This window comes from Acinetobacter lwoffii, assembly GCF_049367455.1.
GTDB classification, from domain to species: domain Bacteria; phylum Pseudomonadota; class Gammaproteobacteria; order Pseudomonadales; family Moraxellaceae; genus Acinetobacter; species Acinetobacter lwoffii_W.
Map to the genome: position 1 here is coordinate 44327 of NZ_JBMPXW010000011.1, position 23676 is coordinate 68002.

General features: G+C 37.5%; 16 protein-coding genes and 5 pseudogenes. 14 read left to right on the forward strand and 7 right to left on the reverse strand.

Annotated features, from left to right (window positions below; translation table 11 throughout):
• The first annotated feature begins 246 nt into the window (after positions 1–246).
• The 9 genes and pseudogenes from ACO1B7_RS17190 to ACO1B7_RS17230 all read left to right on the forward strand — a co-directional run bounded on the left by ACO1B7_RS17190 (position 247) and on the right by ACO1B7_RS17230 (position 11179).
• Positions 247–921 carry a hypothetical protein gene (locus ACO1B7_RS17190; protein WP_004280945.1) on the forward strand — a complete coding sequence of 225 codons (675 nt, stop codon included), beginning with the start codon at positions 247–249 and terminating at the stop codon, positions 919–921.
• Positions 921–3197, forward strand: a complete 2277-nt coding sequence (locus ACO1B7_RS17195) for a hypothetical protein (RefSeq protein ID WP_155861430.1) — start codon at positions 921–923, stop codon at positions 3195–3197. Before ACO1B7_RS17190 ends, ACO1B7_RS17195 begins: the two co-directional genes overlap by 1 nt.
• A pseudogene (locus ACO1B7_RS17200) lies at positions 3181–3928 on the forward strand (site-specific integrase); the annotation flags it as partial. The gene ACO1B7_RS17195 and the pseudogene ACO1B7_RS17200, both read left to right, overlap by 17 nt.
• A gap of 59 nt (positions 3929–3987) precedes the next feature.
• Positions 3988–4689 carry an IS1-like element ISPa14 family transposase gene (locus tag ACO1B7_RS17205; protein WP_001223318.1) on the forward strand — a complete coding sequence of 234 codons (702 nt, stop codon included), beginning with the start codon at positions 3988–3990 and terminating at the stop codon, positions 4687–4689.
• A 27-nt stretch (positions 4690–4716) separates the two neighbouring features.
• Positions 4717–6321 (forward strand): annotated as a pseudogene (locus tag ACO1B7_RS17210) (site-specific integrase); the annotation flags it as partial.
• 130 nt (positions 6322–6451) lie between these two features.
• Positions 6452–6814: an antitoxin Xre/MbcA/ParS toxin-binding domain-containing protein gene (locus ACO1B7_RS17215; protein WP_004647815.1), complete on the forward strand. Its 363-nt coding sequence runs from the start codon at positions 6452–6454 to the stop codon at positions 6812–6814.
• A 123-nt stretch (positions 6815–6937) separates the two neighbouring features.
• A complete protein-coding gene (locus tag ACO1B7_RS17220; protein WP_423090417.1) occupies positions 6938–9298 on the forward strand; it encodes a TOTE conflict system archaeo-eukaryotic primase domain-containing protein in 2361 nt (786 codons plus the stop codon).
• 286 nt (positions 9299–9584) lie between these two features.
• Positions 9585–9893 (forward strand): helix-turn-helix transcriptional regulator, encoded by a 309-nt coding sequence (locus tag ACO1B7_RS17225; RefSeq protein WP_001005874.1) that lies wholly within the window; start codon positions 9585–9587, stop codon positions 9891–9893.
• On the forward strand, positions 9890–11179 hold the full coding sequence (locus ACO1B7_RS17230) for a type II toxin-antitoxin system HipA family toxin (protein WP_004647812.1): 1290 nt from the start codon (positions 9890–9892) through the stop codon (positions 11177–11179). The genes ACO1B7_RS17225 and ACO1B7_RS17230 overlap by 4 nt, the downstream gene beginning before the upstream one ends.
• A 17-nt stretch (positions 11180–11196) precedes the next feature.
• Here the strand turns inward: ACO1B7_RS17230 and ACO1B7_RS17235 are convergent, their stop codons facing one another.
• From ACO1B7_RS17235 to ACO1B7_RS17245, 3 genes and pseudogenes are all read right to left on the reverse strand, one after another.
• On the reverse strand, positions 11197–14544 hold the full coding sequence (locus ACO1B7_RS17235; RefSeq protein ID WP_004647811.1) for a DEAD/DEAH box helicase: 3348 nt from the start codon (positions 14542–14544) through the stop codon (positions 11197–11199).
• Positions 14545–14807: 263 nt separating this feature from the next.
• Positions 14808–15769, reverse strand: a pseudogene (locus ACO1B7_RS17240) (IS481 family transposase).
• A 103-nt stretch (positions 15770–15872) separates the two neighbouring features.
• Positions 15873–16964 carry an ATP-binding protein gene (locus ACO1B7_RS17245; protein WP_002058158.1) on the reverse strand — a complete coding sequence of 364 codons (1092 nt, stop codon included), beginning with the start codon at positions 16962–16964 and terminating at the stop codon, positions 15873–15875.
• 198 nt (positions 16965–17162) lie between these two features.
• Here ACO1B7_RS17245 and ACO1B7_RS17250 point away from each other — a divergent pair, with 198 nt between their 5' ends.
• From ACO1B7_RS17250 to ACO1B7_RS17260, 3 genes and pseudogenes are all read left to right on the forward strand, one after another.
• The gene (locus ACO1B7_RS17250; RefSeq protein WP_002058191.1) at positions 17163–17465 is read left to right on the forward strand and encodes a helix-turn-helix transcriptional regulator; all 303 of its coding nucleotides are present in this window, start codon (positions 17163–17165) and stop codon (positions 17463–17465) included.
• A 64-nt stretch (positions 17466–17529) separates the two neighbouring features.
• Positions 17530–17718, forward strand: a pseudogene (locus tag ACO1B7_RS17255) (type II toxin-antitoxin system HipA family toxin); the annotation flags it as partial.
• 115 nt (positions 17719–17833) lie between these two features.
• Entirely contained in the window at positions 17834–18070 is a 237-nt protein-coding gene (locus tag ACO1B7_RS17260; RefSeq protein ID WP_004647809.1) for a VF530 family protein, read from the forward strand.
• A 354-nt stretch (positions 18071–18424) separates the two neighbouring features.
• Here the strand turns inward: ACO1B7_RS17260 and lldD are convergent, their stop codons facing one another.
• From lldD to ACO1B7_RS17280, 4 genes and pseudogenes are all read right to left on the reverse strand, one after another.
• Positions 18425–19570 carry an FMN-dependent L-lactate dehydrogenase LldD gene (gene lldD / locus ACO1B7_RS17265; RefSeq protein WP_004282143.1) on the reverse strand — a complete coding sequence of 382 codons (1146 nt, stop codon included), beginning with the start codon at positions 19568–19570 and terminating at the stop codon, positions 18425–18427.
• A gap of 3 nt (positions 19571–19573) precedes the next feature.
• Positions 19574–20317, reverse strand: a complete 744-nt coding sequence (lldR, locus tag ACO1B7_RS17270) for a transcriptional regulator LldR (RefSeq protein ID WP_004647808.1) — start codon at positions 20315–20317, stop codon at positions 19574–19576.
• A 17-nt stretch (positions 20318–20334) separates the two neighbouring features.
• Positions 20335–22000 (reverse strand): annotated as a pseudogene (gene lldP / locus ACO1B7_RS17275) (L-lactate permease).
• 224 nt (positions 22001–22224) lie between these two features.
• Positions 22225–22377 carry a hypothetical protein gene (locus ACO1B7_RS17280; RefSeq protein WP_370940781.1) on the reverse strand — a complete coding sequence of 51 codons (153 nt, stop codon included), beginning with the start codon at positions 22375–22377 and terminating at the stop codon, positions 22225–22227.
• A 288-nt stretch (positions 22378–22665) separates the two neighbouring features.
• On the opposite strand from ACO1B7_RS17280, the gene ACO1B7_RS17285 reads away from it, so the two are divergent.
• The gene (locus tag ACO1B7_RS17285; RefSeq protein WP_225554309.1) at positions 22666–22899 is read left to right on the forward strand and encodes a hypothetical protein; all 234 of its coding nucleotides are present in this window, start codon (positions 22666–22668) and stop codon (positions 22897–22899) included.
• 190 nt (positions 22900–23089) lie between these two features.
• Complete coding sequence (locus tag ACO1B7_RS17290) at positions 23090–23431, forward strand: histidine kinase dimerization/phospho-acceptor domain-containing protein (protein ID WP_004282152.1); 342 nt, start codon at positions 23090–23092, stop codon at positions 23429–23431.
• Positions 23432–23676: the final 245 nt, after the last annotated feature.

A 23676-nucleotide genomic window follows, 5' to 3' on the forward strand; every position in this document is an offset into this window, starting at 1 on the left:
TTTAACTGTACTCATCCCTACTGTATTCATTGTAATCTGCTATGTGAACATCATAATAAAAACATGTTATTTTTTGCCAATTCACAAATATAGCTAACTAATAGTGAGTATCCTATCCAGTAGGAAATTTTGAAACCTTCGATAATAAAAAACTTTAAAATTAAGAAAAAAATGATGCCTCCTGCCATATTCAAAAACTCTAAATATCCTTGAATATTACTATATTATTTTTATTCAATGGCATTTATGGATTTGACATCTGAACTACTTTTAAAGTTTCCAGCAACACAGATAAGTACTGTAAAAAATTTCAAAAAAAGCAGAATCACCATTCATCCACACGCTTATGGTTTCAATCTATGCTACTTAAATATGTGGAAAAATCTCGCAGTAGATTTAGATATTTCTAATCGTATAAAAGAACTTCATGTCTGGAAAACTCCAGAATTTGATAGCTACACCGTTTTTAATAATATTCACTTATATCTTAGCTACTTAAAGAATGATATCAAAGAAGTCACTTTAATTATTCATCATCAACAATCTTTTTCAGATGACGAATTATTATTTCTGAAAGAGTTATGCAGTCTTGAATTTATTCAATTCATCAAATCTAATAAAATTAATATTCTGTCGTTAAATCCCAAAAAAGCATTGCATTTGATTAACACGCATCTTTCACGTCAAACACTATTAACTCTTAATAAAGAATCATCTTTAAAGCCACATTATCAAATGAGTCTGGAGCTGCTAGCACAACTGCTTTCATGTTCTCGAAATCAACTTAATCGACGTATTAAAAATATCGAACAACAGCGCACACATATTTTTAATGAATTATCACTCAACAGCAGCTGTGTAAAAGAACTCATTGGTCACTCTGATAGTTGCCTAAGTACAGAAAAAATTTGGAGATCATAGTGTCGAACTCTCTAAACGAGTATATTGATTTGCCAGTTATTTCACTGCAAAAAACACTAGAAAAACTGTTTGGTGATGAGCAATTTGAACGTACGCAACATATTAACTTTGTGGTTAAAATATTGTCTTCTAAACAGACTGACAATTTTCTGGTTGGTCTCAATCTTGATTACTTTGATATCGATGTAGACTTTGATTCGCAACTGCCGACACCTCCGGTAATCGCGTTCACGAAAAAAGTTAAGATTAGTGATTTACCTATTACGTCATACATCAATTCAATTGCACAATTTTCTGAATTGCAGACGCATGCAAAAAATTGGAATATTTTAGTTTTAAAAGCGGCAATTTATTTAATTGCTCTTCCTGAGCTTAAACCAGAGCTTTTTAAACAAGCACACACAGAACACTTCAATACCATAAAGCGCTTATTTCAGCGCTTTAGGAATGCGAATAAAAATTTAGATACTGAAAAAAAATATCAAAATACAGAAGAGTATCAACGTCTCTGGAATACCTATCTTCAAGATCCAACGCTGAGCTTAGAACAATTTATTCAACATCTGATCACATTAGATAAGGATGAATTGCCTGAGTTTGACCGTAATCTACTCAATGATATTCGTGTTACCTTTAACTACGTTTTAAAAAACAAAGCGAAGATTGCACGTGCAAGTATCGGTACACAGCTTCAACATCAATTTCTTGATGAAGAACAATTCATTGAAGAAAGTGTAGAAATAAAAAAAAGTGCTAAATCTAAAGCACTGAATATAGAAACGTTAATTGATGAGCCAGTTAGTCGGCAAATTGTTGTCAATCCAACTCATGTCACACCACTGGCAGCACATTCAGAAACGATTCAAAGTTATGTTCTACCACTCGTTGCAAAACATATTCAACGTAAAGAACATTTACTCACGTCGAGTAGTTTTTTCCCAAATCCATCTAGCGTGAACCATCTACTGAAAAGACTTCATATGGACTACTCTGAACATCAAAATAAAAGTGCTTTGATCCTGATACTCGCATTTTTAACAGGCAATAGTGTGAATGAGTGGTTATATATAGAAAGCAAGCGAGCTAAAAAATTAAATAACCGCCAAGAATTGCTCCATAAAAATGATCAGTTCTTCTTACGCAGTAAATTTAATATATTTGAGAACCGCAATTTTAAGTATTCGGACAGCTTGCTCAATCAGACTATCTATTTAGACATTCCAATTCCGAATCTATTCATAGAGGATCTTCGCAAAATGGATTCGGTTAGTATCGATGATATACAGCAATATTTACGCAAATTAAGACAAGAATTACTGATTCCAAAACTGTCTGTCGTAAAGGTGAGTTCTCTACTGCATCACACGGTTCTTGAAAAAACAGGTAATAAACAACTTGCAGACCTAGTTACAGGGATTGATGCAAATCAGTCATCGTCTATTTCTTATTGTCATCAGAATATCCCGCGTTTACACGCACAATATCTCGATATTTTAAAATCACTCTGTACGGATATAGTGCGTAAATATGAAAGTGGTGTTACCACTTCACCATCTGATTCAACACTTTATTTTGGTAGTCGTAAAGCTCCCAAGCCACAGGTCATTACAGAGATTTTTGCTGTATTGAAATTTAATATTTTTTCACAAGCCGAAGATGACCTAATTTCAATCTTTAATCATTACAACATCTGGTTATGGCATATCCTTCTTCTTTTTACAGCAGCACGCCCCGTTGCTGAATTCCCTGGATTTCTTAAAAACTTTAATTTAAAACGCCAAATTTTGATGGTTTCAGACAAAGAAGTAGGCGGCCGTAATGGATTTGGACGCCTCATTCCACTTTGCCCATTTTTAGTTGAAGAGATAAAAAAATTCCTTAATTTTTTAGAATATTTTTTGATTCAAATCATGATGAGTCAACCAGCTTTAAGTGAGGTCATACAACAAATCAAAATGAGTAAGCTCCCCCTCTTGGGAATCATTCAGAATAATGACTGGATACCGTTAAGCCCATCTTCAGTAAAAAAATTTCATCCAGAATTAGGTCTTGATCATGCAAACTGGCATCGCCACACAGCTCGTGCATTTTTAACTCATAAAGTTTCTGAACCTGAAATTTTGGCACTTTTTGGACATGAGCTTATGCAACAAGAAGCAGCCCATCCATTTTCCAGTTTATCGCTCTCTCAATTTTCCAAAATTGCAGATGTTTTAGAGCAAATGAAAACGTATTTTAAAATTACAGGTGTTGAAGTTGATGTCCTCACGCAATAAAAAAATCTCAAAAAAACGCTATGCAGAAGACAGACGTCAACTTCAACGTAATGAATTAGAAAAGAATCTACGAGCTGATGCAGAACATGAGCTCCGCCAATACTTTGATGAACAAAAATTCTCAACTGAAGACTTAATTCAAGCTTATCCTGCGATTTATGAGTTTATTAAACGTAAAGCACCAAATTTGGCTTGGAATAAATATGCACATGAATTCTTCCGAACATATATCAAAGACCTCAATAAGAGCAATAACCTAGACCTCCCACTACCTTATCTTACCTTCGAGAATGAAACGTGATGAACCAATTTTCACTTTGGATTGGATCCAGGCCGGTCATGAAATTGACATCATCCTCGAAAAACTGTGGCACTACTGGATTCTTGCTCAAGATAGCTCGACGTTTTCTGATGAAGAAATTATTGCAAATATTCTGCTTTGCTCAATGCTATATGGTGGACTAAGTCAAACAGCAACATTAAATGCATTACTTGAACATTTAAAGAATCCCGTAAAAATCCAAAAAATTTGCGATTTAAATATCATCTTTTTAGAGCCATTTTCTCCAAGCTATGGCGATCTATTTGTCGATGAGAAAACAATTCGAAAATCGCGTAATTTTGTTCCAGATCAACTCACACGACTTTGGCTCATTCACTTCAACACAAGGCAAATTCGTGACATCAGTCTAGACGTGGATGCTTATCTACACCTCATTTTTCAAAAAATAGGTGGTGTTTCAAAAAGTATGCTGAAACAAAGCAGGTTGAATTTTGATAAAATAGAGAAATGCGAATAACTCTAGAAATCAAATGTCCAACCTGCCTCAGTGACAGTATAAAGAAAAATGGCATCAAAGTAGATGGGAAACAAAACTATCAGTGCAAAGACTGTAAACGTCAGTTTATTGGTGACCATGCTCTGAGCTATCTAGGATGTAATTCAGGCATTACTCGAAAAATATTACAGTTGATGGTCAGAGGTAGTGGTATACGAGATATCGCTGAAGTTGAGCGAATCAGTATCGGTAAAGTTTTACGTACTTTAACCGAATCGACCTACCAAATTCAGCCTAAACAAAGTCATTATGAGTCTCTTGAAGTTGATGAGTTTTGGACTTTTGTGGGAAATAAAAATAATAAACAATGGCTTATTTACGCCTACCATCGAGAAACAGGTGAGATTGTTGCTTATGTTTGGGGTAAAAGAGACTTAGCTACAGTTCAACGATTGAAGACAAAGCTTAAACAATTAGGTATTCACTACACCCGAATTGCAAGTGATCATTGGGACAGTTTCATAACTGCTTTTAAAAACTGCAAGCAAAGTATTGGTAAATTTTTTACTGTAGGTATTGAAGGTAATAATTGCAAAATAAGGCATCGAATTAGGCGCGGTTTTAGAAGGAGTTGTAATTTTTCAAAAAAGATTGAAAACCATTTTAAAGCTTTCGACTTAACCTTTTTTTACATCAATAATGGCTTCATTTAATGTCAGCATACTTTTTGAAACACCACCAAGAAGTTAAATCAGTTCTTACATGATCAATCCATCTCAGACCATCAATATAGATTATTAAAAATCATTTATATTTTAGCTTACCGAACTGGTATGCGTATCAATGAAATACTGGGATTACGTGTAAAAGATATCGAGGGTTTAGATCAATTTTCTATCTGGGTCCAACCTTATGGTTCAAAAAAACAAGGAAATCAACATCTGCTCAAAACTGATAGTGCGGAACGGATTGTGCCTGCCTACGCTTTGCTTAAAGACGATGAATACCAATTTTTTAGCGATTTTGTTGTTGAAAAACGTTTAGAGAATAAGAAAAGTTTATATTTATTCAGCAACTTGAATGAAAATAAAAAACTGAATCGACACACTGTCACTGTACCCCTAAAACTGATAATGAATCAGGTATTTAAAGGACATCATTATTCATTTCACTCTTTTCGTCACACGACAGCGAATCATTTATCACTTGTACTGAACTGTGAATATGCGCCACTTGTGCAAGAGCTAACTGACTATAGTGCAGATGAGTATCAAAAAACACGAGCTGAACTTCTTCAAAATGAGCATGGACAAAACCATTGGTTTGTTATCGCACATCTTTTAGGACATATAGAACCCGTTGAAACTTTCAAAAGTTATATTCACTTAAGTTATCTCATTGCTGGTCAAAAACTACTGAAACATCATTCAGATATGCAAAATGAACTGGCTAAAAAAATCATGGGCTACAATGCAACGTATAAAAATTTGAAAATAACAAAGGATGAAAAAAATTTTAATTTTGAGAAAAATCAGGCAGTTCTAGCCACTATATTATTGAATGATCAAACAAACTGGCTTCAGAGTAATGCTACTGACATTCTTGAAGAACTTTCAGTACAAACAAATCAACCCCATGACTTTTTTGCTTTCTTCGCCGGCACAGAAGGCTCTAAAATTTCACTTCAACGCTTTTATGAAACCTTAAATCAATTAGAGATTCACAACGATCCTCAAGCTGTATCTCAAAAAATGTATTTACCAGAAGAGCTTGTCAATTATTGGTATGAAAATGCCCTAAATTTAGCAGACATTAAATCAAAAAAATGGAATCCCCGTTTATTTAGTATTGATAGCTCAACCCACTTAAAACCAGCAATGCTCGATAGCGCTGAAGAGCTTTATGCAGTGACATATTTTTTTGAACATCTACAGAAAATAGCTCGTAAAAATCCAGCACAAATTGCATACGTCCTGAATATATTTTTAAATCGAGTGACCGCATCACATACCGGTATCCATTATCGCTGGAAGGATATCGATCAACTCGAACATTTTTACTCCCAGGTTAAGGCTTTATTTCCTGCCAAATTTTGGCACTTATTTGGACAGGATTTGCAAACAAAGTTAGATACTAAACAACAGCCTCAACTTTTCAAATTAGCAAAAGCATCAACAGATAAACATCCATCAACTCAGGAAGAGTTTCCTCGTCTACAACTCTATTCAGTAAAAGATGGTCATGCTCTTGCTGCATTTAAATTTTGCTTACATCTAGCCTGTATTGGCAGACCTCGATCTCTTGAACTGCAAGTTGAAGCTCTAAAAATCACTACATGCGGTTAAATAATTTAACCGTTGCTTCCTTATCTAAAGCCAAACTTAATATATCTTTAGTAAAAATTGAGTGTCTGATCAACGATAATTAAATAGTATAAACTCTATGAATTAGCAGCGTCTGAAACAGGGATCGGTCATGCATACAACATCAGAAAAAACTGCAAAACAGAAAATGATATTAGCTAAGGCAGTTTTAGCTGCTGCTGAACGACTTGGTCTTGCACAGGATCAACTAGCCTTAATACTCAGTATAGATTCGGTGAAAACTTTAACCTCTCTTGAATTAGATCCCACTTCAAAACAGGGAGAAATCGCCCTCACTTTAATCCGTATTACCACATCACTAGATGCTCTGGCGGGTGGAGATACTACCTGGATGCAGCATTTCATGAAGTCATCAAATAAATTAACTAATGGCATTCCGGTAGAACAGATTCAAAATGCTCAGGGATTGTTCTCTGTTTTACAATTGCTAGAGGGTCTTCGAGCAAAACTTTAAAGAAATTAATGCATATAAATAATTTTGTATAATATTTTGAAAATTAATTGATTTATTATATTGTAATTCTTTAATTTAAGATTTGATATTAGGACAGTAATAGCTGTGTTTTAGGAAAAATCAGTGAATAATAAGTTAAAAGAAATTGCAGTTAGATTACAGCAAATTTTAGACCAAATCACATTATTACAAAATGAATATCAAAGCCTTTATCAAGAAAAAGAAAAACTTATATCGCTTGAAGAAAAAAATAAGAATTATTTATCAGCAGAAGAAAGACTTTTATTATTTTCTCAAAGGTTTATTGGACGAACTGATACCTTTGCTTATCGTTGGGAAAATAGCAGTGGAAAATCTGGTTATTCTGTTGCTTGTGCAAATGAGTGGAAACATGGCATTTGTTACAAACCTCAAATTAAATGTTCAGACTGTAAAAGCCGTCAACTATTACCCATCACACAAGAAGTTCTTTATTCTCATTTAACTGGACAGAAAGTTATAGGCATTTACCCACTATTAGCAACAGATCAATGTAGGTTACTCGCAGTAGATTTTGATAAATCAGATTGGAAAAATTGTGTAACTGCATTTTCTGAAGCGTGCTTATCTTTAAATATACCATTTTTGGTTGAGCGCTCTCGTTCAGGTAATGGCGCACATGTTTGGATATTTTTCTCTGAACCAATTGCAGCTAAGCAAGCTCGCTTAATGGGTGCAGGTATTCTAGATAAGGCCATGGAACTTTATCCAGCTCTAGATTTTGAATCTTATGATCGTATGTTTCCAAATCAAGATCACATGCCAGCAGGCGGATTTGGAAATTTAATAGCATTACCCTTACAAAAGCACGCAAGAGCGCTAGGAAATAGTACCTTTATTGACAGTAACTTTAATGCCTTTACTGACCCATGGACTGTTTTACAACAAACTGAATTAATGAGTTCTTCTGAAGTTAATAATATTGTGAATGAACTAGGCTACAATTTCATCGAACAGAATCAAACAGATGTTGACCATGAGGCTCCATGGGTAAAAAATATTCCTAAAAAAAATCAAAAGATCGCGGGATGTCCAGACGCTATTGAATTGGTATTCGCAAATATGATTCACATTCCAATTCAGACATTACCCTCTCAATTGATAGCTCAATTAAAAAGATTAGCCACTTTCTCCAACCCTCGTTTTTTTAAAGCACAAGCAATGCGTTTTTCAACGACAGGAATTCCAAGACACATATGCTGTGCCCGCCTTGAAGGACAATATCTCAGTTTACCACGAGGATGCCTAACAGATATAATTCACTTGCTTAATCAACAAGATACTAAAATAAAACTAAAAGATCAACGTACTAAAGGCAACATATTAGTCAATATAAATCTACTTACCGAATTATCCTCTGAACAGGAAATGGCATGTAAAAAAATCCTTGAACACGATGTTGGAGTTCTACATGCACCAACGGCTTTTGGAAAAACTGTTACTGCAATCTCTATCATTGCCAAACGCCAAACAAATACACTCATTATTGTTCATAACAAAGAACTTGTTTCTCAATGGAAAGAACGATTACATTCATTTTTAGCCGATGTCGAAATTGGTACAATACAAGGTGGAAAAGCCAAACCATCTAATCAAATTGACATTGCAACATATCAAAGTCTAATCAACCGTGTAAATAATTCAATCAAACCTATCGCCTTTAATTACGGACAAATTATCGTAGATGAATGCCACCATTTATCCGCACCAAGCTATGAATTTCTTCTCAGTGAAGTCAGTCCCTACTACATTCTCGGGTTAACTGCTACACCAGAACGTCAAGATGGGCATCAACCCATTATTTTCATGCAAGCTGGTTCTATTGTATACAAAGCGAAATCCAACAATCACACCCAGCTTAAAAAATTATTAATAAAAGTAAATTATGAAGGTGAATTCCCAGAAATTTTCTTTGGTACCGAAAATAAACCACATATTTCAAAGCTGATGCAACATCTTACTAAAGATACAGAACGTAATAATGCCATTATTAAAGATGTCTCTCATTGTATTCAAAATGGTCAGATCCCGTTAATTTTAACTGAACGTAGAAAACATGCCGAAAATCTTAGAAATAAGTTGAATGATTTAGGGTATAAAACATCTATTTTACAGGGAGGTATGAGCCATACAAAAAACATAAAAGAAAAACAAAATTTAGATGATGCTCATGTTGTGATTGCCACGGGAAAATACATTGGTGAAGGTTTTGATCTTCCTCGTTTAGATACCTTGTTCTTGGCATTCCCGATTTCATGGAAAGGCACTTTGGCTCAATATGTTGGGCGTATTCATAGATCAAATGAAGGTAAATTTGAAGTTCAGGTATATGATTATGTTGATGTTAACCATCCGATATTTGTCAAAATGTTTCAGAGAAGGAGTAAAAGTTATAAAGCTCTAGGCTATATTGTAGAACAATCACACAATAATATCGTTTTATAATTTTAGATCTATTGACACTACCCCAATTTTCAATCCATAAGATAATTAAACGTAAAGCCGCTTTTAAAATTCTAAATGTGTGGGTCTCCTTGGCATCAAAATAACTGGCCATCACAAAGGATGCGGGTCCGAATGCAAATTTTAACTGTATTTTCAGAGTCATTTCAGATCACTACGTAGCTAAGGCTGTTTTGCAGATCGAAATGATAAAATTATAAATTGCTTTTCAAGAAAAAAGAAACTAATATGTTTCTTATAACACTAAAAAGCAATAAATGTGTCTACAATGAATGAGTCTTTACTTCAGCAAATCAAAAAAAGACGAACCCAATTGGGCTTAAAGCAAGTTGATATGCAATCCCGTACAGGCATTTCAAGACAGCAATACCAAAAGCTGGAAAGTCAGGGCAACCCTCGATTAGAGACCTTAGAAATTATCGCGGCAGGATTAAATGCTCAACTGATGCTCATCCCTGATGATAAGGTTCATTTGATTAGACAATTATTGAATGATGAAATTAAAGTCACTATTGAAGATCAGGATGACTTAATGACTAACCCATGGAAGGGTCTTCTCGGAGGAGAGGAACCATGAATACTGTTGCCGTCCTGAAATTAACATTACATCACGCTGTCGTTGGATACTTGGCAGGATTTCAGAGCGGAAAAAATATTCTGGTTTTTACGGATTCTTTCCGATTTGATCAGCAACGCCAGACCTTGAGCTTGCTGACTTCCCCCTTGTATCCTCAAGCAGATAAGATTTTAGAAAAGACCTATGTTACACATCAGCGCTTACACCCCTTGCTATCAAACTTGCTACCAGAAGGCGCATTACGCGAACTCATTGCACAAAGCCTTAAAGTACATATAGACAATGAATTTCAGTTATTGGCAGCTTTAGGTCATGACTTACCTGGAGCACTCATTGCGACCCCATTAGATCCAGAAGAAATTCCAGATGAAATAAAATTCAAACTGCAGATCTCGAATCCAGATCAGATTTTAAAGCAAGAGATTCGAACAGATAATAAGTTTTCCTTGGCTGGCGTCCAAATGAAGTTTTCCATGAAAGCCAAAGATGGGCGTTTTACATTAGCACAGGCAATAGAATCCAGTCTATTAGGGGATTGGATTATCAAAACTCCTTCTTCCAGACATGGTTTTGTTCCACTAAATGAATATTCTATGATGAGCCTTGCCAAAACAGTCGGCATAGATGTCCCTGAGATTCGCTTGGTGGATATGGCACTCTTACAAGACCTGCCACCATTAAATTTACCCCAAGAGCAATATGCTTTCGCAATCAAAAGATTTGATAGACAGAGTACTGCTGATACTATAGAGCTTATTCACATCGAAGACTTTGCTCAGATCTTCGGCGCATATCCACATCAGAAATACAGCACCACAAATTATGAGCAGATAGGAAAGATCATTTATCAATTTTCAGATAACAAAATTCTTGATATTCAGCAATTTGCCAGCCGCTTACTCGTCAATATTTTGCTCGCCAATGGAGATGCGCACTTAAAAAACTGGAGTATGATTTATCATGATAAAAGTGCACCCAGATTATCTCCCGCATACGATATATTAATGACCAGTGTATATATTGAAAATGAGCGTCATTTCGCATTAAATCTTGCCAAAAATAAAGATTGGTATTTAGCTGAGATGAAACACTTTGAACAATGGGCTGAAAAAGTCGGTGTTCCATGGCGTGTTATTGAAAAACAACTTCACGCGATCATGGACAAAGCACGGTCAGTATGGCCAGTGCTATTACTAGACTTACCTATGATTTCTGTTCATAAAGAAAAATTAAGAGAACATTGGAAAAAATTGCATCCAGACTTTCAGATACTTACAGATGATTAGGGTAATCTGAAACCAAACTAAATTTTCTCAAACAAGTTCATCACGTCATTTTCCGTCAGTTTCGCTTCGCCCTCATGATCGGTACTTAGAATAGACTGTGCCAGTTCTGCTTTATTTTGCTGTAAGGCAAGAATTTTTTCTTCTATGCTTTTATTGGTAATCAGCTTATACACAAATACTGGCTTGTCCTGTCCAATCCGCCATGCACGATCTGAAGCTTGATCTTCAGCAGCAGGGTTCCACCATGGATCATAGTGAATGACCGTATCTGCGGCAGTTAGATTCAGACCGACCCCTCCTGCTTTCAGACTGATTAAAAATACTGGCACTTGTCCAGACTGAAATGCTGTAATGACTTCATCTCGCTTTTTGGTCTTTCCAGTCAGCTTCACATAGCCAATTTCTGCGTGATGGAGCTGTTGCTCAATCAGTTCCAACATTGAGGTAAACTGAGAGAAGATCAGAATTTTTCGCCCCTCCTCCACCATTGGAACGACCATATCCATCAACTGTTCAAGTTTGGCAGAGTGTGCCTGCCCGGTTTTCACTGAATCCAGCTTTAGTAAGCTAGGATGGCAGCACACCTGACGTAGCTTCAGTAAGGCATCTAAAATTTGAATTTGACTACGTTTAAAGCCTTTTTCTGCCACAATTTTCTGAATATTTTCCTGCATCGTGGCACGAACAGCCTCATATAACTTGGATTGCTGGTCATTCATATCAATATTGACTTCAATCGTAGTTTTTTCTGGCAATTCTTTGGCTACGTCAGTTTTCAAGCGACGTAAAATGAAGGGCTTAATCCGGTTGACCAGCTTTTGCCTTAACTGCTGATCACCGCGTTTTTCAATCGGATGACGGTACTTTTTATTAAAAATTTCTTGTGAATATAAAAATCCTGGCATCAGGAAATAAAATAGTGCCCACAGTTCACCCAAATGATTTTCCATCGGGGTACCTGTTAGACACAAACGATGTCGTGCTTTTAATTGGCGTACTACCTGTGCAGCTTTGGCACGCGGATTTTTGATATTCTGCGCCTCATCCAAAATGAGTTGATGATATTCATATTGCTTTAGTTGTTCTTCATCTCTCGCTAGAAGCGGATAGGTGGTTAACACAATATCATAGTGCGGAATCTGCTCAAAATTCTGATGGCGGTCGGGCCCCTGTAGCAGCAATACCTTGAGCTCAGGGGTAAATTTCTCCGCTTCTTTGAACCAGTTATGCATCAGCGATGTGGGTGCAACAATTAAGGCGGGACTGTCCTGCAAATATCCAGCCTGCTTTTCCATGAGTAAATGGGCTAAAGTTTGTGCTGTTTTCCCCAAGCCCATATCATCTGCCAGAATCCCGCCATGCTGGGTTTCCCTTAAAAACTGTAACCAGCCTAAGCCCTGCTGCTGGTATGGACGCAACTCCCCCTGAAAACCTTGTGGTGTCGGCAGTTGTTGCTGATAGCCTTGTTTGAATTTCTGTACAAATTGCTGCAGGCGATCACTGACCTGCCATGTCATCCCAAGATTATGCTGCAATTCTAATAATTGACTCGCATCATAGCGATCAATACTACGCTCTTCTTGCTGTAAAATGCTCTGCAGATGTAACAATACCGGCTTAATATCCCTAGCGGATAGAGCCAAATCAGGTTGATCAACTGCAGTTTTCACGGTGAAAATTTGACTGTCATGCAGATGACTAAAAATCCGTGGATCAAGTAAATCAGGATTTACTCGCACCAAAGCTACGAGCGCATCAAGCAAATTATAAGAATTACCTGCACTGTCTTGAACCGTCGCCCCGATATTGAACCAGTCCTGCTGACCTTCAGATTCAGTGATAGAAATATTTAAATTTTCGACATATTGCAGGTTAAAGGGGCTGTTTTCCAGATGCTCTATCTGCCAGCCCATCAACTCAATTTGATTGATGGGCATGAGCTGTTTGATCCAGTCTCCATAGAAAGCAAAAACCATAGAATCAAGACGTTGTTTATCCAGTTTTAATTGCTGGTCATAACTAAGATCTTTCACCCACTTCAGTGATTCGACCAATAGCTGTAAACGCTGGATTGACTGTTGTTCCTGAACTAAGTCCCGAAGCTGTCGCACCATTTTGCCATGCTGTTCACCAATAAAACTGTCACCTGATGTACCTGCTTTAATTCGCCCACCTGCATAGGAGAATTCAATTTCAGCACAAACAGACTCTTCCCATTTCCAATCAAATTTATCTGAAACACCGAAGCGTAAAATTGGCTGGGGACTACCCTCAAAGACATCAATATGCTGAATAAACTCGGGTTGAGGCAGATTTTTCACATCTGAATATTGATGAGTCAGTTTCTCAAACTCTGGCAAGAGCTTAGCTGGAAGATCAGGCATCTGTAAAAAATGGTACAGAAGATTTGCCGTATATTCACCATATAACTGGCCCACCGTGTTCTGTTGAATATCCACATAACATGGTGGATGGCTCGCGAGAATCTGAATATGAGGATTTGATTTTAAATCGAGTCGAATATCACCATTGACCAATTCAATGTTTAAATGCTCTGTCTGTTTGTTTACACCTTGTTGCCAGATCAGTTCGATGTGATAGCCTTGTTCTGACCATTGAAGTGCAGTATGGCTCTTTTTTTTCCAGTACACATCGCCACTTTGAATAAAAGATTTGAAATGCTCCAATAAAATGCTTGAGATATCAAGATTGCTTTGATAAAAGCGTTCGTCGCTGTTTATTTTGGCGTAATAATAAATCTGGTTAAATAATTGTCGTTTTTGTTCAGGTAAAGTCAGATGCTTTCTGGTGATATTTTCATATTGGGTATAATAACTTTCCCCTGCAATTGAGCCGTTCTTATTGCGTCTGGCTTTCTGAACATCAACTGTCAATTTCTTTAAGCTGACCGACTGATCTAGCAGGTAAATTAAATAATTGTTTGTTTTGACAGATTGCTCTGGTTCAGTCTGTTGCAAATACCGTTTAAAATCATTCAACCAGCGCTGCGCCTGATCATCCCCCCATCGGCGTTTTGCGATTCCCTGCGGAGATTGAGATTCAGCATAACGCTGTTGAAATTCCTGACGATATTCTTGAAAGAATAACCGCGCTAAAGCAGCAGCATGTTTACAGTTATATCCAACTGGACAAGTGCAGTCATCATCGATTAAACGGTCTTTTTTAAGATTATAGGTAATCGCGGTATCGTAATAATCTGTCCCTTCAATTTGAGCATACATCGTGACATCATCATTTTCCTCAAAGAACTCAATCGTTTCCCTATCAATGTGTTTAGCATAGCTCAGACTGCGATGAAGAGTTGGATTACTAAAGTGAGATAGAAAATTGATCAATGAGGACATAATTACCAGACACCAAAATGTTTATACAATTATAACGGACAAAGCTGTCATTTCAGAACAGTAGCCGAACTGCTCAACCTGAGCACAGATTCGACTCACTCAATAGGAATATTGTGAATAAAGACAATCAAATTCGAGAAGTTAAACAGTTCATTGAGATCGAAAATATCCTGATAGAAAGTGATCATTTCTTCACAACAGTTAATTTTAAACCAAATGGGGTCAAAAGTTTTAGCATTGTTTCTATGTGTGATTCATAGAGATCATTTCAATTTAGCGATCTCTAGATCCATCTTGTAATTGGCATGTTGAATCCGTTCATTTGAGGGGTTGTATTGCTTCTGGACTTCATCTGAGAAAGGAGTTTCTTCACATAATTCAAAGTACCTCTCCATCGGTGTTTTACCTTTCAACGCTGAATGTGGTCTCATCCAGTTATAGTAATGCTGCCATTCGGCTAGCTTGTCTTGGATATCCTCAGAATCGATATCTACAGTAGCGTAGAACTCAGATTTATCAGTTTTTTGTGAACGCTCTACCTTGCCATTCAGATGAGGTGAACCTGGTTTATTTGGCCTAAATTTGATTCCATGCTGCATCATTTTTTTCTGTACTTTTTCAGCAAAGAATTCCCGCCCACGATCGGTCTGTATTCGCTGTATGGGAAAAGGCATTTCTTCAATTACGCAGTCTAAAAAGTCGAGAGTATTCGCTGCTGTTCGGCGTTTATATATCCTTAAAACGCGATATCGTGTGCAGTCATCGATAGATGTGTACTGATATAGTCCTGGACCCAGTTTACAGGTATCCATTTGAATTCTATCGCCTGGTAATGGACGTTCATAACAAATGTAATCTACTTTACGACGGAATTTTTTAATCGGTTTGACTTAATGGGTGGATAGTACTTTATGGATAGTCGCCAAGGACAACGAGACTCCGTGCAGCTCATTAATTCGGTTTGCAAACGTCGAGCACCAAGATTTCTAGCTGAGCGCATTTCCAATATTAAAGCTTCTAGCTCAGCATTGATTTTAGTATTTGGCGATTTTAAGGGACATTTACTATGACTACTTAATCCATCAATACCTTGTTCAGAATATCGTTTCTACCACTTGCGTAAAGTTGGTCTAGAAATGCCACATCTCCGACAAACCAGGCCAGCATCATTAGTCTCTTCAAATAATTTAACTCATACGAGTCTTTGTTGAATTTCTCTGTTCATAGACACCCATTATATTGAAATAATGTCTATGAATAAAATACTTAAATAAAAATTCTCCGACAAACTCAGTACGGTTAATTTTTATCCAAATGAGTTTTCAAAATTATGCTTCATCCATAATCCATTCTTTAAAAAGAGCATCCTCGATTTCATAAGTACCATTTTCTGGTTTAAAAATAATTTGTTTTTTTGATAAAGAACGTAGGGCCGATTGAATACTTGATACCGCAATGTTATCTACACCAATGGAATCAGCCAGATGTTGTCTAAATTGACTACTATAAAGTTCAACTTGTGATTCCGCTATGGCTTTTAAAATTAGCTGTTCTAATAACTTAAACTCTCCCCATAATCCCGAAAAGTCACGATGCCCCATTGTATCGGCTATAAGCTGTTCCTTGGCAAAATCTATAGCCAGCATTGGGTTTAAGGCTAAACGCTCCACTAATGATCTTGCTAGTTGAGGACTTTGCTTCATATCTAAAAAAGCGTGCCATAAAATTTCTTTATTCAAACTACGTCCTGTTGTCTGATTAAATACATCTGCCAGATGATCTGTAAATGCTTTTGTTAGATTTGGAAAAGGTAAATTCTGTCCATAATGAAAAAAGGGAGCACTACTCACAGAAAACATTTGTCTCAGGCCTTCTCGACTTGAACCAGTAAAAACTACCTTTATTGTTTCTTTATGCATATCTAAAGCGGTACGTAAACTGGCAATCGTGGTTTTATATTTTGAACTAGCTAAAGCCTGAATCTCATCAAGTAACAGTAAAATAGGTTTCCCCTGCTGAGCCAGTTTAGTAATGCTAGACAAAATACTGGAATTCACTTGTCCTTGTAGAAGTGTCACTTCAGCTTTTACCCCTGCCACCTCTGTACTTAAAGAACCAATATTTTTAATCCAATGTGTGGCTTTCCCCATTAAGCCATTTTGTTTTGAAAACTCATCAAGAGCTTTTACAAACTGCCCTTCACTATGCAGGCCTGCATCTAAAAAACTGAAATAAAAAACGCGCCATCCAAGCTGTTCTGCTAGGGGCGTAATATCTTTTCGTAAAAATTCAGTTTTTCCCATCCGGCGTGGGGCAAAAAAAGTCAGAGAACTAGCTAGTCCAGTCTCAAACATGCCTAAAATTTGTTTCGCCAGTTCGGTACGTGGAAAGTGCCAAGGGTCATTGGAGATGGTCATCATTTTAATTACTCGGCAATGATTTATTTATTACCATAGATTGTATTAGATTCCATTAGATTGTAAATGTCTAATTAGATTTCTTTAATCTAATAGGATCTAATCAGGCCAATAAAGCACCTTCTTACCGATCAACTGTTTATTTTATAACTCCATTATTTTGTGGTTTAATAGACATATATGGACATAAGACCCGATATTATGGATTTAAAATTCAGAAAACCTGAAGAAGTTGTTGGATTATTATGTGAGAGGCTTCGTAAAGAACGACTTTATCTGGAAATGACTCAGGCAGATGTTGCTGCACGTGCTGGTATTGGTGTGAATACAGTATCCAATCTGGAAGCAGGTCGAAATGTTTCATTTGAAAATTTAGTACGCGTTGCCATGGTCCTAGGCCGATTACAAGAATTAGAGGAACTCTTCAAACCTAATTTAAACAGTGTAGATGATATTCTTCGCTATGAGAGCAATACGGCTCGCCAACGTATCAAAAGGAAATAAATCCATGCTCAAAAAACTTAATGTTTACTACAATGGATGGGGTGAATATTGGCTTTAGGGTACACTGGTCTCCTCAACAGCAATCACAGGTCGACCATTAATTGCCTTTGAATACAGTGCTGAAGCGATCCGTAAAGGTTTAGAGCTTTCCTCTTACCTACTTCCATTAAAAGGTGACCCATTAAGAAAAAACTTTCCTACACAGCAAATGGGATTACCAAGTCATATATATGATGCATCACCCGATGGCTGGGTGTGCTCCAGAATTTTGGTGGCTATTCAGTCCATCATTACTTACATTCCAACTCTCTAGTTTTCCAACTAGCCCAGGTTATAATAATGGCCACCCAAAATACGATTGATCTATTATGAACAACTCCAATGACCCTTTACACGGCAAAAAACTTGCTGACATTTTGGATGAATTATTGGATTACTACGGTGGCTTTGAAGGTTTAAGTCGTAAAATTGAAATTAGATGTTTTTGCATAGACCCAAGTGTTAAATCATCATTGCGATTCTTGCGTACCACACCATGGGCACGTGAAAAAGTAGAAAGCTTATATTTGTACGTCTTACGCCAAAAGGCAAAACAGAAACCGTAGCCCCAGGCAACACCCCCTCTCATTATAAAATTATACCAGTCAGTAAAACACCTTTAGATTAAGCATGTGTATGTTGGTTATTATTGTTGATTATCACAATAAATTAGTGACCAAAAATCAAAGTACCCCACCCTACCTTAAATTACACCACACAAAATAAAAACTCTATATAACTGTTATATATAGAGTTTATTAAAATACCAATTATGTTATTTAGTGTATTTTATGTCGGTGACTCTTGCCAAGGTTGGTTTTTTTCAAAAGGAAGCTTTGTTTACCCAAATTATTTAGATAAGAATCTCTTTTTCCAAAGGAAAGTTGGCAAAGCCTTAGTAATGTGAGTAATTAAATCGCTTACTCTTTCTCTAGTTTGACCAGGCAATCCGATGTAATATCTGCAATGGTTCTTGCACCAGTCAATGTCATTGCCACACGCATTTCTTTCTCAATCAAATCTAGTAAATTACTTACCCCAGAACCGCCGGCAGCACCAAGTGCGTATACAAATGCACGACCAAGCATACAAATATCTGCACCCATAGCCAACATACGTACCACATCAAGACCGTTACGAATCCCTGAATCTGCTAAAATTTTGATGTCACCTTTGACCGCACTTGCAATTGAAGGAAGCGCACGAGCAGAAGACAAAACACCATCAAGCTGACGACCACCGTGATTGGAGACCACAATTCCATCTGCTCCGAAACGTACCGCATCCTTGGCATCCTCAGGATCTAAAATCCCCTTAATAACCATGGGACCCTCCCAATAATCACGAATCCACTCAAGATCTTTCCAAGAAATTGAAGGGTCAAAGTTATTTCCCAGCCAACCGATATAATCTTCCAGACCTGTCGGCTTACCTAAATATTTCGAAATGTTACCCAAATCATGCGGACGACCCAATAAACCGACATTCCAAGCCCAGTGTGGGTGCATACACGATTGCATATAACGACGTATTGCAGCATTTTTACCACTCATTCCTGAATGTGCATCACGATAACGCGCACCTGGAACAGGCATATCGACTGTGAATACTAAGGTAGAACAGCCTGCGGCTTTAGCACGTTCCAAGGCATTTTTCATAAAACCACGGTCACGTAGTACATACAGTTGAAACCACATCGGACGTTGAATCGCAGGTGCCACTTCTTCAATTGGACAAACTGAAACTGTTGATAAGGTAAATGGAATGCCCTTTTTATCTGCGGCAACCGCGGCTTGAACTTCACCACGACGCGCATACATACCCGTTAGACCTACAGGTGACAATGCCACTGGCAACGCCAAATTTTCACCAAACAATTGCGTTTCTAAGCTCAGCTCAGACATGTCATTTAACACACGTTGACGTAAAGCGATTTTTGATAAATCGTCTACATTACGCTTTAAAGTATATTCCGCATAGGCACCACCATCGATGTATTCAAATAAAAATGGCGGTAAACGACGTTTCGCAGCTTCACGATAGTCATTTGCAGAAGAAATAATCATAACTTATGTCCTATTTAATCGACTCGAACGTTGACGACGAGCTTCTTCTTCATCGATCATACGTACGCGTTGAACAACAAATTCAATATGCCCACAAGCTGCCTTACGTGCAGTCTCTGAGTCTTGACGTTCAATTGCGTCCATCACCTCAAAATGCTGGTCATGCAATTGTTCAAAATGTTGTGGTGTGGTGTAAACTTTACGTCGCCCTAACATCACGTTGTCTTGCAATAAATCAAACAAACTACGCATCATTTGGATCAGCACTAGATTGTGGGATGCTTCTGCAATCGCCAGATGAAACTTCGCATCCGCTATTGCTGCGTGGGCATCATCACCTAAAGCCTGAAAATGGCTAATCTGCTCAAAACATTGACGAATATTGATCAAATCACTGGGTGTGGCACGTTGTGCGGCATACCATGCTGTACCACCTTCAAGCACCATACGAGCTTCTTGTACATCAAAACGATATTCAGGATCCTGATCCATCAAACCGGATAATGGCTCAACGATTTGATACTGTGACCAATGTGCAGGCAACTGCTTTAAATAGGTGCCTGCACCCGCTTTGCTCTGAATAATCCCTGCGGTAATCAGTTGTTGAATCGCCTCACGTAAAGAGCTACGAGACACACCTAACTGTTCACAGAGTTGGCGTTCAGCAGGCAATCGCTCTCCGACTTGCACATTATTTTTTTCAATCAATAGACGTAAACGCTGTACCACTTTGTCGGAGACTTTCATTTTTTTCCTTGACCCGTTTACGGAATCATCCACGGGAAAACATAAGCTTGTAAGGTCACAATAATACCAATCATCACCGTAAAGATAATGCTGTGTTTTACTGTAAATCTAAATAAATCAGATTCTTTACCAACTAAACCCACTGCTGCACAAGCAATCGCGATTGATTGAGGGGAAATCATCTTACCTGTTACTCCACCACTGGTATTGGCAGCAACTAACAAGACTTCAGGCACACCGATTTGCTGTGCTGTAGTTGCTTGTAACGCTGAAAACAATGCGTTAGCTGAAGTATCTGAACCTGTAAGAAACACTCCAACCCAACCCAAGAATGGTGAGAAGAAGGTGAAAGCCTGACCCGTATGTGCCAGTGCTAAAGCAAGCGTTGCTGACAGACCTGAATAGTTTGCAATGAACGCAAAAGCCAGTACCATACCAATCGAATAAATTGGGGTTTTTAGTTCATTCACGGTTTCAAAGAATGTCGAAACTGCCTCTTTAGGTTTCATGTTTAAATAAATAATCGTGATCAATGCCGCCAATATAATCGCCGTACCCGTTGCTGATAACCAATCAAACTTATAAATCGCATCATAATCTTTAATTTCAGGCACGACAGGTGGTAGCTTTTGAATCAATTGATGCAAATACGGCACTTTAATTGAAACTACTAAATCACTTAATGGGCCGTCCTTAACAAATAAATCTTTAAAAGGTTTGATGCTCCAGATCGTCACCATTGCTGTAAGTATCAGAAATGGAGACCAGGCTTTGGCTATCTGTGCCACACTATATTGTTTACGAGCTTGCTTGATAATAGTTTCATCTACCTGTATATTTTTATCCTCAAAAAGAAAAATATGTTTTGGTTTCCAATACTTAAGTAAGATAGTTAAACTGATTAATGATGCAATTGCAGCAGTGATATCGGGTAACTCAGGCCCAACAAAATTTGATGTTAGATATTGCGCTAAAGAAAAAGATAAGCTGGCAACTAAAATAGCAGGCCAAGTTTCTTTAACCCCACGCCAACCATCCATGATTGCCATGATCCAGATCAATACAATTGGCACCATAAAGGGTAACTGACGACCAACCATTTGACTGATTTCCATGGTGTCAACACCTGAAACCTGCCCAGCGACAATGATCGGAATTCCCATTGCACCAAAAGCAACAGGTGCAGTATTAACTATCAGGCATAGCCCAGCCGCATATAAAGGCTTAAAGCCGAGTCCCACCAACAGTGCCGCAGTAATTGCGACGGGCGCACCAAAACCTGCCGCACCTTCTAAAAACGTACCAAAAGCAAACCCAACTAATAGCATTTGCAAACGTTGATCTTCTGTAATTGACAGAATAGACGAACGAATAACATCAAACTGTCCTGTTTTTACTGAAATCTTATATATAAAAACTGCACCGATAATAATCCATGCAATTGGCCACAGGCCGTAGAAGAATCCATAGACCATTGATGCTAATGCCATTCCAATTGGCATTTTGTATAAAAATAATGAGACCAGAAAGGCTAAAAAAACGGTAATTGTAGCGGCTACACTACCCTTCATGCGAAAAATAGCTAACGCTAAAAAAAAAGAAAATAATTGGAACTAGCGCAATAGCACTCGAAATCCAGATATTGCCTATAGGATCATAAATTTGTTGCCACTGTTGAAGCATTGTCTACTCCTTGAAATGCTTAACTACTAGATTGAACAGTTTATTGTACTTAAACACTAAATTGGTATGACCAATTTAGTGTTTAAGAGATAAAATGTGCATTTTGTATTGGCGATATTAGTAATATTAACCCAAAAACACAATATAAAAGATTTAATTTATTTTTTGGTATGACCAATTTTTATAATCTCTTAAAATTTTATATATTAGATTTCTTTCATAATTCACTTTTTACTCAGCTCAAAATTATAGATTCCCACAATTAAATTAAATCTTAATCCTAGTCTTTTGCCAGGGTTGCGATATCGCTCGGCAAGGATTTTGAAGGTTTTCAAAGTTCCAAATACCTGTTCAATCCCAATTCTTCTTTTATTGATTTCTTGGTTATAAAGTTTTAGCTCGAGATCTGGTTTTTAGTGCTTTTTTGCTTTTAATGGCCATAAACTATTTGGATACAATGTATAAATCCCTTGATAGCCTTTATTTGCAAGAGGCTTTGTTGCACAAACCTACTACTGAAAGCTTCTTGGGGAATATAATTTCTAAATGAAGAGGTCTGCACCCAAGATCTATCGTACAACCAGTTGATCTACCTACAATAAAGCCTTGCTCAGTCAAGGAAATATATCAATTTGGTTTGATTCAGCCATCCAATGGTCGCTCGATTGACTCAACAACTGCCGATGCAAAACTTGGATGAAAATGTACTAGCCCAACAACTTCATTCCACCAATCAAGAGCAGTTGATTGCCTATAAAGTGTCTTTATTTGGCTCTGACGTCAGTGTCGTTCAGCATGTGGTAGCAAAAACCCGAGGTGCACCGAAAGATTTAAGCCACCAAGTAGTTGGCTTTAGTACAAAGCAACAAGGTGAGGCTCAGTTATGTGTTACGTCGTGAGGATATTCAAGTGGTGGTAGCAGAGCGGATGTTCCTACGTGGATAATTGCTCAAAAAGATTTTATAATCGGTATTAATACCAATAATTTTGTCTTTATTGCTATGTTATAGACTTAATCGTTTTGATTATTCGTCGAGAGCTTAAAGCCTTAGATGGAGTTTCAACCTTTTAAGTCAGCCAAATTTATCAGTGAATGATGCTACTCACTATTTAAAAACCTTAGATGCCAAAGTAATGCCTTCCAAGGTACAGTCCTTTGCCCAAAACTCTAAGCACTTAATACATAAACTGCATCAAAATCCGGAAAATGAAAAAGTATTTAGTTCATACGCCGCCCATGAATTGCGTAGTCCTTTAACCGCGATCAAAACTCATATTCAGCTTGCACAACTGATGGCAGAACAACAGGCAAGCTCGCCAAAATTGCAACAGAGCTTGCAGCAGGTACACCTTGGTATCCGCCGATGTACCCAGCTACTGGAACAGCTTCTAGCACTTTCCTCTACCGATCAAGTACTGAGTGATATCTAGTACAGTATTGAAATTGCACGGCTCCTGACTCAGGTGATTGCCGATTTACAGTCGCTTTATCCGGAAATTGAACCCAGTTTAACAATTGACTGACCGAGCCTGACCCGAATTGCCCTACCCGATTTTGAACTAGATACCGTCTTTAAAAACCTACTTAACAATGCTCTATTGCATGCACAGGCAAACACCATTTCAATTGCTATGCTGCATGTGTGCTGATCATTCATAATGATAATCAAAGGTTG